The sequence below is a fragment of the Candidatus Sysuiplasma acidicola genome (assembly GCA_019721035.1).
Lineage (GTDB): Archaea > Thermoplasmatota > Thermoplasmata > Sysuiplasmatales > Sysuiplasmataceae > Sysuiplasma > Sysuiplasma acidicola.
In genome coordinates this window covers 1-9,975 of the sequence record JAHEAA010000030.1, presented here as the reverse complement: position 1 = coordinate 9,975, position 9,975 = coordinate 1, and the positions used below count along the sequence as shown (strand labels likewise).

The window sequence follows — 9,975 nt, the reverse complement described above, 5'->3', positions numbered from 1 at the left end:
CGGCAACATAGTGCTGCTGTGGGACAACGGCGGTCCCCACAGACGTGTCGACGTGAAACAGTTTCTCTATGAAAACAGAAAACGACTCTACACAAGGAGGTTCCCTGCCTATGCGCCTGAACTCAACCCTGATGAACAGATATGGAATGTACTCAAGTATCAGGAACTTTCGAACTGGTGTCCCGATACAGTAGAAGAGATGAAGGCCAGAGTGAAAGGTGTCATGAGCAGGCTGAAGAGGAATCCGGAGAGGATACGGAATGCGATGGTGCACTCCCGGCTGCCGCTACCCTCAATCCGTGCATGCCGGCAGTAGCGCAAAATAATCCATTCTCAATCCAAAGGAGAATAGGATGGTTGATTGACAGCGCACGATTATGAGCGCAAAAAAGGCTTCTGCGCACTCTGCGAGGCGAAGCGAATCAGTTATATATTGTCATCAACTTCAATTTGATGCCAGGCTTGACCGGGGCGCTCGGCGTGCCCTTTTACACCGAAATCGTCGACAGCGGGGGTGACAGCCTGTGGAGACGTAACCATGACATGTAAGGCGCAGCACGAGACAATGAGGCAACGTCCGCCGGGGCGCGAGGAGCCGGGACGACATGCCTGGAGGGGCGTGACTCCCGGAATGATCGCGGGCAACAGGCCAGGCCCTGACGGGAGCATCCTTACTGCGGACTACGTGCGCTCGGCGGGAAGCGGGGCCGAGGACCGTGCTGTCAAACCTTTCAGGGAGTGGCCGGCAACACAGGCGGCCTGGTTCCATTCTACAGTGTGAGCTGTTTCGTATCCAGCGACAGATGAGAGAGTCTGAATCCTGTAGAGACTAGCGCGACCAGTATAGCCCTGAATTCGTTCTCATAGCTTCCCTCGACAAGATACGCCGGTTCGTTGTCCGGTAGTCTGTATCCTGCTTTTGAAAGAATGCGCCTTGCTTCCGCGATGACCGTTGCGGGTGCTAGCTTAAGCTCTGGCGTTTCAGCGAGTTTCATTTCCTGCAGTTCACGTCTGAATACTGGCCGGTGAAAGAGTCTTTCGAGTGTGTAAACGGCGACTGCCGTCGACGTCCTGCCGTCCAGCCTGTTTTCCTCACATGCATTTGAAATGGCCTCATAGATTGTCGGATCTCTGCCAGAAACCGGAACGAAAATCTTCGAAGGAGGTATGGGCCTTTCCCGCACGATGCCAAGGTCTGTGAGAGCACGCAGATAACCCGTGAGAACGAGACGGTGCATGATGATACCCTTCGATCTCAGCTTCCTCACTAGGCCGCTGATTGAAACTGGCTCTGACCTGAGTTCCTCGACAATGATTTCACGCAGCTGCTTGTCTGGACTGAACAATACTATCCTGATCGGAATACAGACCTGATAACAAATACTTTTCCGAGCTCAATCATAGATTCAGCAACCTCGGCCCCAGTATCTGCCAAAGCAGCAGCACAAGTATAAGGAAGGAGAACATTCTTGTCACATATCCAACCAATCTTTCTCTAGATTCTTCACTCCTACCAGCCATCGTCTTCTTCAGCAACAGCCGCAAGTTGTCCCTGAACAAATATCCGCCGTCAAGAGGGACTGCGGGAAGCATGTTGAAGAGTCCCACCCACAGATTGATCCAGAAGAGCCAGTACAGGCTGTTTGCGGTCAACCAGAATAGCTCCAATCCAGCGCCTGACAGACCGGATGTGCTGAAGAGTGACTGAAGACCCTGCGGAACGGGAGAAAGTCCCTCAAACGGAAGGAGCACGTACTGAAGACTGCTCCTCGGGTAGTCCGACAGCGACGATGCCCCGTAAAACGGATTTCTCAGCAGCGATAGAATGGTCGACACGGGCACGGCATCAATGCCCAGATAAGCTGGATATATGCCCAGAAAACCCATTTGTCTTCCATGAGGTGCAACCCCTTCGACAGCCTGAGCGCTCGAAAGTGTTATGTTCCTGTCGATGATGCTGCCGCCAGGCGTTAGAAACGTAAATGGAACAGTTTCATTAGGGAAAGTGCTATTGAAACTGCTCAAGAGACTGTCAGTGCTGTATACTACGGAATTGTTCATGCTCTGGATTATGAGGCCCGGCGTAAGGCCGGCCCGCTGAGCCGGTGATGATGGGACCACTGCCGTTATCACCACGCCAGCTGTCACCGTTGTATTAAAATAATGGCCACCTTTGATGTATTCCACGCTGACATGGGAGCCAGGATTGATTCCACTTATGTTATTGAACTGCTGCACAGCTGCGACAGTGTGTCCTCCTATTGCGACTATTTCACTCCACTCCCTTATGCCTGCGGAATAGGCGCTTGAGCCGTCATATACCGAGATAGTTGCGAGCCCCGCATGGACTGGAGCGAGTGCCCCCATCATCGGGAATATCAATATGAAAAGGAATATGAGAGCAAGAATCAGGTTTGTCGCGGGACCGACACCAAAAACGCGAATCCGACTTAGTGGTTCTGTTGAATCCAGCTGCTCCTGATCCGGCTCGACGAATGCGCCTATGGGCAGGATCATGAACAGTACGCCCATCGACTTCACCTTGATGCCCTGAGCCCTTGAAAGGATGCCGTGAGCGAGTTCGTGCAGGACAACACCTACGACTAGGCCCAGTATGCCGTAGCCCACAGGAACGAACGGATTGATGCCCGGCAGGAGCAAGTACGTCTGGGGAGCCGGTATGCTCTGCTTCGGTATCTGTGTAACGAGCGTTGCTTCCCACAACAGCAGAAGAACCATGCCGGCCATCCCGATGACGAATAGTATCCTCGATGCTTTGGCATATAGAATCCAGAATCTAACAGGTCTGGCCAGATAATCAAGAAACTTCTTTCCCCGTTCGGTCCTGACCATTGCGATCGGTCCTGCGAAGCTGATATTAAATCTGGCTGCAAGACCCGATTTCCACAGGCCCACGATAATAAGCAAATATGCTATAACGACATAAAGAACAATGAGCAATGGATTCAGTGCATCTCCTCCGGTCGGTTCTGTCTATACGTTTACCTTTTTATTCGTTTCCATAAGAGTCGCGAATTCGTTTGCACCAAAGAGCATGACGCCTCTTCTCCGCACTCCTTCAATTATTGCTTTTGCCCATTCCAGCTTTCTCAGCTTAATCTCGCCGTCGCGTCCATTTTCGAATGGGAGAAGGAAATCAAAGCCAGCGAGCACAATCCTGCGGGCACCAAATTCCTCAGCAAGCAGCACTGACCTGTCGCCATCCGTGAAACCCCCGAAGTTGAATACGCCGCGCTGCGGCTTGGATTGCGCTGTGACTATGAACTGACCGCTCAGCAGCTTTGATACGTCCGATGCGAGCACTATGTTATCACCATGAAAATGCAGCAGGAGCAGTGTACCCCTCCGATTCTGTTCCATTTCGGCCTCAGGTTCCCCATCCATATCCGTTACGATGATATCCGGAATTACGCCAAGGCGGCCGATCCTCGGACCGGCAGCATCAGCTGCTATTACAGTGAATCCCTGCATACCGCCACCTTCGAGCAGTTCGCGTATATCGTCCTCCAGTTCCCGGCTGTTCCCACAGACAATGCAATCAGGATGAATCCTGTGACGCAGCTCGCCCAGCGCGTCTTTTTCTTTGAGGCACCTGGTAACGGATGTTGCGCGCATGGCTGCCATCGAAGCACTGACCTCCCGTTCGACACTATAAGAGAAATCCTTCAGGATCGACAGGTAGGTTTCCTTCCAGTCGGCCCATTTCATTTTAAAGCCCTGGTAGTAAGCTCGCTTGTCCCGCTGCTTTTCTCTTCGATTACCGCCGTTTCATGTCCCCTGACGCTCGAATTGAGCATTCCGCCAAACATGGCTATGAAGATGCCTGAAGCTGTTTCCACACCTATAAGAACGGGACTCACGTGACCCATACCATAGATGAGATCGATGGCATCCAGCGCACCCTGCAATATCATACCGAGAGCCATGAACATCAGTCCCGCGATTATGGACGACCATGATATTTGCCCGTCACTAAAGTATACGTTTGCAAAGCGTCCTGCCTCCATGACCAGGGATGCGAACACGCCCGTCCAGAGGAAATTATATACAAACACGAGCACAAGTATCTGCGGAGGAACATTTCTAGCATGGACTAGTGTAGAGGAGGCATAGAGAACGCCGACGATAACAAGCACTGCCGAAACAATGGCGAATGGCAGCAACTGGCTTCCTGACTTTATGGCACGCCATAGCCTTCTGGAGCCTGCCCGCATCCCTTCGCTAACATTGTAGGCATACCACGCAATATACGCACCAATAACAAAAGAGATGAGGCCAGGTGCAACGCCCGATATGTAGGCAAGGCTGTGCGTGTTGCTCAACATGAGGAGATCGGAAAACATCAGGAAAAAGCCATACACCATCAGTATAGCAGAAAGCGGCGATAGAATCTTCCGCCTCAGCTTCGGGTCCTTGAACGTCTTGATCAGGATATAATAAGTGCTTTCGGCAGTTGGTGTCTGTTTTATGAATACGCGCTTGACAGAATCGATTTTTATCCTAGATGCAATCACAGGATAGAAATATTCGTCTTCCGCGCCGTTACTCACAAGCACTGCCCTGTCGGGCTTCACAATTTCTATGACCTTTTCTAGCTGCTCTGAAAGTATACGGTCTGACTCGAATCCGACATTCTGGCTGCCGCATATCGTGGCAACCTGAACGTCCAGTCCGCGTTTCAGCAATTCGTCATAGATACCTATTGCCGAATGGACAGTGTTGGAATCTGGATCCTCTGGGTCAGCCAGTGCCAAGGCTGTGGCAGCTTCCAGATTCAGTTCCCTCCCAATAAACGGTCCCCTGAGAGACGCTTTTGCGCCTATATCGTCATCTCTATCCACACAGAGGACGAGTGTCTTCATATACAGTTAATTCATCAGAGGCAAGCTATTTAAATGAATTGTAGCATCTTTCTGGATGCTTTTTTTTGTCGCTTGGACCGCCTTTCTCCAGATAAGATTTTATTTCAAGTTGCCTTTGGTTGTGCCGGATAGATTGGTCAATGCATCCCCAGGAAAAGAGCTACAGAACAATTTACATGACACTCATCGGTGACATATTTCTCTTCATATTCGCGCTTATTGTCTCAATTGCCGGGCACAGCAAGGCGGTGCTGTCTGAATCTGTATATCAGCTGAGCGATGTGCTCAGCGGAACAATGTTGCTGTTCGGCGTCTGGAGCTCGCTCAGACCGGCGGATGAACTGCACCCTTTCGGTTATGGTCTTGAACGATTCTTCTGGTCATTCGTCAGTGCTGTTTTCGCTTTCTCCGTAAGCGGAGCGGCTGTAATGGCATACGGCATAAACGGCATCCTTCAGCCCTACGTAATCACAGACTGGCAGTACAGCGTATTAGTGCTCATAGTCACGATGATAGTGAGTGCCCTCAGCCTTGCATACCTAATGCACCGGATCAGGCACCATTATGCAAACACCACGAGCATCATAGATAGATATCACCAGGGCGTGAGAACGGTCCTGTTTCAGGATGTGATGAGCATAGTTTCGAGCATGGTGGCCATCGGCGGCATTTCTCTGTCTGTTTACGAAGGTAACTCGCGATTCGACGCCATAGCGGCTGTCGCCAATGGTGTTCTCCTTCTGATAACTGGATTGACTCTCGCTGCAGAAGGCAGGGAACTGCTTATCGGGAAGGGATTGTCGAAGGCCCAGATGTCCAACATAACACAGGCGATCACGAAATTGCCTTCCGTCAATCTGGTGAGAGACATCAAGACGGTATATATCGGGCCGGAAAGCCTGATGATGCTCATCAGAATCAACTTTGCTGACAATCTGACCACAGATGAGCTCGAGAAAGCCATAGACAATGTGCAGCATCATCTGAGAAGCAAGGTGCCGGAGCTGAAGAACGTCATAGTGGAACCCGAAAGTTGAAACACGCAATCCGACAACGTGCAAGCACCGGGATTTGCGTGACAAGTGTTATCTATTTCCGGAAGGCTCAGCAGTGAACCGTGAGCTTAACATACACGCTTGCCGCAACGGCCGCTCTATCCTGCTTTTTCATTGCGTCAGCTCAGGATCTCAAGTCCAGGGAAGTGGACGACGTGATGTGGATTGCATCAGGCACTGCAGGCCTCGTGCTTTCGGCATACGCGCTCATCACAGCAGATGCCGGCAGCTTCCTACCTGTGTTTACGATTGCATTTCCTGCCTTCCTGTTTGCAGACATGTTTGCTGACTGGGAACGTTTGCGCGGAAAGACAGGAACGATGCTGAGATACACTGGAGGTAGCATCTGCGCACTTTCCACTTTCGCCTCGGCCTATGCTTTTTCAAGCACGATCGTCGTCGATGCGGTTGCCGCCGGATCCCTGTGGATACTGTTCATTTTCCTGCTCTTCCATCTAGATGTGATAAAAGGAGGAGCAGACGCAAAGGCACTGGTGTGCCTGGTTCTGCTCTATCCGGAGTATCCGCAGCCCGTCCTGGGCCATGTGCTTCCTGCATACGCCTCTTTCACGTTCCCGTTCTTCATCAACACGCTGCTGCTGGCGGCAGTCATCTCTCTTGCAATACCACTCCTTCTGCTGTTTAGGAATGCAGCAAAGGGAGATGCAGTGCTGCCATTCATGTTTCTGGGTTACAGGAAGAATCTAGATGATGTCGTTCTAGAGAAAGAGTGGCTGATACAATATCCCACGGACGATGGTACGCCTGTCAGGCTGAAGAAGCTTGGTTCATTCGACGACGGACAGATGCTCGAAAGTGCAAGAACCGCAGGATGGAAAACGATATGGGTTTCACCAAAGATTCCTTTCATAGTTCCATTGACAATTGGCCTCATATTCACGCTCATGTTTGGAAACGTTCTTCTCTATTTCTGACTGATGCGCGATAATTGCAGCCCGTTATGAAACAGCTGTCGCAGAGAGGTGTTTTCCGACACAATTCCTTCGCAAACTCCACAATGAGTCCATGGAACAGAGCGTAGTCATGTGCGTCACCTTCGACGGATGCCTCGACGATCTCTTTAACCCGCAGATAGGTCGACATTCCGTCGATCGCGCCAGTCCTGCTCAGGAACCGTTTAGCGTACGAGTCAGCGACAAACACAGCCTTGCCGCACGCATAAAGCAGTATCGCATCCGCTGTCTCTTCACCTATACCGTGGATGCGCAGGAGCTGTTCTCTCAACTCTGCTTCAGGGGCTGCAGACATGAGTGCCATTTCGCCACCGAACGTGCTAAGAAGGAACAGGGAAAAGAGTCTCAACGTCTTCGACTTGCGTCTGAATGAACCGCTTGGCCGTATTAGCACTTCCAGCTCTTTGCCTGATGACGTAATACGCTCCGGCGTCATCATGCCGCTGGCCTTCATATTGGAAATGGCAGCCGCAGCATTCTTCCAGTTGGTATTCTGTGTCAATATAGCGCCGACGGCCACCTCGAACGGTCCATCTGCAGGCCACCAGTCTTTCAGAACATAGTGACGAGAGAGCTGCCGGAACATCTGATTTACAGCGGCGTGATTCTTCGCACCACTGTCATGCTGTGCCCTGCGCGAGGCTGTCATATCCCTCTTCATTCAATTTTCGCCTCTGTCCGCCGTCAAGCAGATGAACACCACTTCCCGATTTTACTCTGCCTATGACGGTGAAGTCCAGCGCCTTTTCCTTCCTTAATCGTGACAGCGCGCTGTCGCGACTAACAGTGAAGAGCAATTCATAGTCGCCCCCCCAGTACAGGAGCATATTCTCGCGTTCCTCTTCACTGACATTCAGCTTTTTGAGCCTGTCGTCAACGGGTATCGCCCCGCGGTCTATTTCTATACTGACGCCGCTTGCCCTGCTCACGTACCACGCGGACAAGGCAAGCCCGTCCGTTATATCCATAGCTGCCGTCACTGCGCCACTTTCTGCCAGCTTCATGCCCTCAGCGACTCGGGGAAAGGGATTACAGAGCCGCCCCGGATTGTCAGATAATCCCCGGTTGAGGGAATAATAAGCACTGGAAGCGGCGCCGAGCTTTCCGGTGACTGCCAGGTAGTCGCCTGAGCGAGCGCCACTCCTAAGCATTGGCTTCGCGATCGCCTTCCCACATACAGTGATGGAGGCGGTAAGCTCATATGCACTCTTTGTGTCGCCGCCTAGGACTCTCACACCATATTCCTCCGCTGCGCGCGATATCCCCCTCGCAAATTGGATGACGTCCGTGTGACACATCGAATGCGGGATGCCAATAGAAACCAAAGCAAATTCCGGCTTCCCTCCCATCGCCGCGATATCGCTTAAATTGACGGCCATTGCCATTCTGCCCTTCTGTTCCGGATTCCTGCAGTATCTGAAATGGGCAGACTCCGTCAGCATGTCTGATGTAAACAGCAGTGTCTCGCGGCCCATCTTCACGACTGCGCAGTCGTCACCCATGCCGGTAGGGGAAGGAGGTGACTTGAATACATGTCTCAACAAATCCACGAGTTCTCTTTCTCTTATGTTTTTCAGCTAATCAACGTCCACTTCAGCACTGTGAACCGCTAAATCACTTTCAACCTTTTCCTTTTTCCTGCATTCCATGCGCAATCGCAGTACCTAATCCCATAAAATACCTGAAAGAACCTTACCATACAGGTGGCGATCATATGGCATGTGATGTGAACATCAGGAATCTGAAGCAGGTGGTGTTAAAGGACGGAATACTGATTGAAAGCTCTACCGGCGTTGGAATGGTGGCAGGTATAGCCGCCAGCCACATAATAGCAAGTTATGGCATGGACCAAGTTGCCGCGATGGATTCGGATGATTTCCCTCCAGTGTCAATTGTGTACAACGCAAGGCCCAAGCTTCCGTCACGTGTATATTGCTCCGAAGCGAAGAATCTGGCCATATTCACAAGCGAGATACCCTTGCCGGTGAAGACACACAGGGCCGTTGCCAGCTCCCTTCTGAAATGGGGATTGAATGCCGGATGCAGGACATTCGTTTCGCTCGACGGCATACCTGCAGAGAAGAACAACAGAGCAGAAGGCGAGAAACCGCATCTATGGGCGGTTGGCACGACGGATACCGCGAGAAGTTATATTGAAAGGGCTGGTCTCGAGCAGCTGCAGACGGGAATGATATCAGGCACATCTGCAATAATGCTCAACGAAGGTAGAGTGAGCAAATACGATGTCATAGGCCTTTTTGTGGAGGCAAGGGAGGACATACCTGATGCTACTGGTGCCGCCATGCTAGTCCAGGGGCTCAACATGCTTTTCAGTCCGTTGAACTTCGCCATAAAACCACTGCTGGACGAGGCGAAACAGATTCAATTGCAGATAGAGCATATGAGGAAACAGGGAGAACCTGCGACAAAGGAATCATACAGCATATACGGGTGATTTCTGCAGATTAATCCCTAACTCCCGCTGATTTACGTAATCTGTCCTGCTTATTGACATTTTTGAGTTCAAATTGATCGACAGATCTAAATAGTAGATTGCCTATATACGCTATTGTGGCTGACATACCCGACTGGGCACTGAAGTACAGGGAGAAGGGTACCGAGATACGGTATCTCAACGGACAGTACTACCTCTACCGTGTAACAAGCAAATACGATCCGGCGATAAAGAGATCCAGGAAGATTACACTCGAGTATCTCGGCAAGATAACACCAGACGGCCTTCTGAAACCGAAGGCAATCAGGGTGATGGACGAACTACAGTACATAACAAACAGGGAGTATGGTGCATCGAGCTTCATACTCTCCGAATGCTCGGACACAATAGAATTGCTGAGAAAGCACTTCCCCGACGAGTGGAAGGAGATCGCAGTCTGTTCGATAGTGCGGTTCTTCCATTCTGCGCCGATGAAGAACATGCTCCTGCACTATGTGTCATCGCATCTGTTCGATGCGATACCGGATGCAAGGGTATCTCCCGAGAGCGTAAGCAACCTGCTGCACTACACTGGACTGCGCAGGCAGCGTGTCGTCGATTTCATGTCA

The 9,975-nt window shown here is 51.2% G+C and carries 11 protein-coding genes and 1 other RNA gene; 6 read left to right on the top strand and 6 right to left on the bottom strand.

Translation table 11 applies throughout. The features are described from left to right. Positions 1 to 316, top strand: a 316-nt coding sequence (locus KIS30_09830; protein MBX8647033.1) for a transposase, incomplete at its 5' end; no start/stop codon positions are given. 138 nt (positions 317 to 454) lie between these two features. Beyond that, an RNA gene (gene ffs / locus KIS30_09825) (signal recognition particle sRNA) lies at positions 455 to 765 on the top strand. Positions 766 to 770: 5 nt separating this feature from the next. Here the strand turns inward: ffs and KIS30_09820 are convergent. The 4 genes from KIS30_09820 to KIS30_09805 are packed head-to-tail and all read right to left on the bottom strand — an operon-like array spanning position 771 to position 4,883. Beyond that, a complete protein-coding gene (locus KIS30_09820; protein ID MBX8647032.1) occupies positions 771 to 1,346 on the bottom strand; it encodes a hypothetical protein in 576 nt (191 codons plus the stop codon). Positions 1,347 to 1,398: 52 nt separating this feature from the next. Next, entirely contained in the window at positions 1,399 to 2,961 is a 1,563-nt protein-coding gene (locus KIS30_09815) for a site-2 protease family protein (GenBank protein ID MBX8647031.1), read from the bottom strand. Between the two features lie 33 nt (positions 2,962 to 2,994). Continuing rightward, positions 2,995 to 3,729 carry a DUF115 domain-containing protein gene (locus KIS30_09810; protein ID MBX8647030.1) on the bottom strand — a complete coding sequence of 245 codons (735 nt, stop codon included), beginning with the start codon at positions 3,727 to 3,729 and terminating at the stop codon, positions 2,995 to 2,997. Next, entirely contained in the window at positions 3,726 to 4,883 is a 1,158-nt protein-coding gene (locus KIS30_09805; GenBank protein ID MBX8647029.1) for a DUF373 family protein, read from the bottom strand. The genes KIS30_09810 and KIS30_09805 overlap by 4 nt, the downstream gene beginning before the upstream one ends. Before the next feature lie 140 nt (positions 4,884 to 5,023). Here KIS30_09805 and KIS30_09800 point away from each other — a divergent pair, with 140 nt between their 5' ends. Next, positions 5,024 to 5,920 carry a cation diffusion facilitator family transporter gene (locus KIS30_09800; protein MBX8647028.1) on the top strand — a complete coding sequence of 299 codons (897 nt, stop codon included), beginning with the start codon at positions 5,024 to 5,026 and terminating at the stop codon, positions 5,918 to 5,920. Between the two features lie 80 nt (positions 5,921 to 6,000). Continuing rightward, the gene (locus KIS30_09795) at positions 6,001 to 6,873 is read left to right on the top strand and encodes a hypothetical protein (GenBank protein MBX8647027.1); all 873 of its coding nucleotides are present in this window, start codon (positions 6,001 to 6,003) and stop codon (positions 6,871 to 6,873) included. Here the strand turns inward: KIS30_09795 and KIS30_09790 are convergent. Then, a complete protein-coding gene (locus tag KIS30_09790; GenBank protein MBX8647026.1) occupies positions 6,842 to 7,573 on the bottom strand; it encodes a hypothetical protein in 732 nt (243 codons plus the stop codon). The two genes, KIS30_09795 and KIS30_09790, sit on opposite strands and share 32 nt — an antisense overlap. After that, complete coding sequence (thiL, locus tag KIS30_09785) at positions 7,533 to 8,462, bottom strand: thiamine-phosphate kinase (GenBank protein MBX8647025.1); 930 nt, start codon at positions 8,460 to 8,462, stop codon at positions 7,533 to 7,535. Before thiL ends, KIS30_09790 begins: the two co-directional genes overlap by 41 nt. A gap of 164 nt (positions 8,463 to 8,626) precedes the next feature. On the opposite strand from thiL, the gene KIS30_09780 reads away from it, so the two are divergent. Both KIS30_09780 and KIS30_09775 read left to right on the top strand, forming a co-directional pair. Beyond that, positions 8,627 to 9,367, top strand: coding sequence for a PAC2 family protein (locus KIS30_09780; GenBank protein MBX8647024.1), 741 nt, complete (start codon positions 8,627 to 8,629; stop codon positions 9,365 to 9,367). A gap of 116 nt (positions 9,368 to 9,483) precedes the next feature. Further along, the coding region (locus tag KIS30_09775) for a hypothetical protein (protein ID MBX8647023.1) at positions 9,484 to 9,975 on the top strand (492 nt) is incomplete at its 3' end.

Coding starts and splice junctions, on each gene's coding strand:
- KIS30_09790 (MBX8647026.1), bottom strand. CDS start 7,573: ATGAAGAGGGATATGACAGCCTCGCGCAGGGCACAGCATGACAGTGGT.
- KIS30_09805 (MBX8647029.1), bottom strand. CDS start 4,883: ATGAAGACACTCGTCCTCTGTGTGGATAGAGATGACGATATAGGCGCA.
- KIS30_09800 (MBX8647028.1), top strand. CDS start 5,024: ATGCATCCCCAGGAAAAGAGCTACAGAACAATTTACATGACACTCATC.
- KIS30_09810 (MBX8647030.1), bottom strand. CDS start 3,729: ATGAAATGGGCCGACTGGAAGGAAACCTACCTGTCGATCCTGAAGGAT.
- KIS30_09780 (MBX8647024.1), top strand. CDS start 8,627: ATGGCATGTGATGTGAACATCAGGAATCTGAAGCAGGTGGTGTTAAAG.